Source organism: Belnapia arida (assembly GCF_016773205.1).
Lineage (GTDB): Bacteria > Pseudomonadota > Alphaproteobacteria > Acetobacterales > Acetobacteraceae > Belnapia > Belnapia arida.
Window position 1 is genome coordinate 1 of sequence record NZ_JAETWB010000192.1, and the last position, 407, is coordinate 407.

Genomic DNA, 407 nt, shown 5'->3' on the forward strand with positions numbered 1-407 from the left:
GCGGTACAGGCTCTGGTTCCGGGATCGCCTCGCCGTGGCGATCGGCGGCGACGCGGACCGGCACGAACTCCGGCGTCCGCTCGGCCACCAGCAGGCCGTCCCGGGCCTGTCGTCGCCACTGGAACACCAGGCTGCGGTAGACGCCGTGCCGAGCCGCCACCTCTGCCACCTGCACGCCCGGCGCATCGCATTCGGCTAGGATGCGGAGCTTGTCGGCCACGCTCCAACGCCGACGCCGCTCGCGCCCGGTGATGATCTCGACCGTCCTGCTGTCCATGACCTTACAGACGACCTTACGCCCGACGTTAAGGCCGCCAGCCTCAACGCACGTCAGCAGCCAGAGAAGGCGATGGAGGCCGGACGCTCTGATGTCCGTTTTCAAGAGCTCTCTGCAGCACGGGCCGCCG

Annotated in this window: 1 protein-coding gene; it reads right to left on the minus strand. The window is 69.0% G+C overall.

Annotated features, from left to right (window positions below; all coding sequences use genetic code 11):
• Nucleotides 1-277: IS66-like element accessory protein TnpA (gene tnpA / locus JMJ56_RS33350; RefSeq protein WP_202836151.1), on the minus strand; the 277-nt coding region annotated here is incomplete at its 3' end.
• Between the last annotated feature and the right edge of the window lie 130 nt (nt 278-407).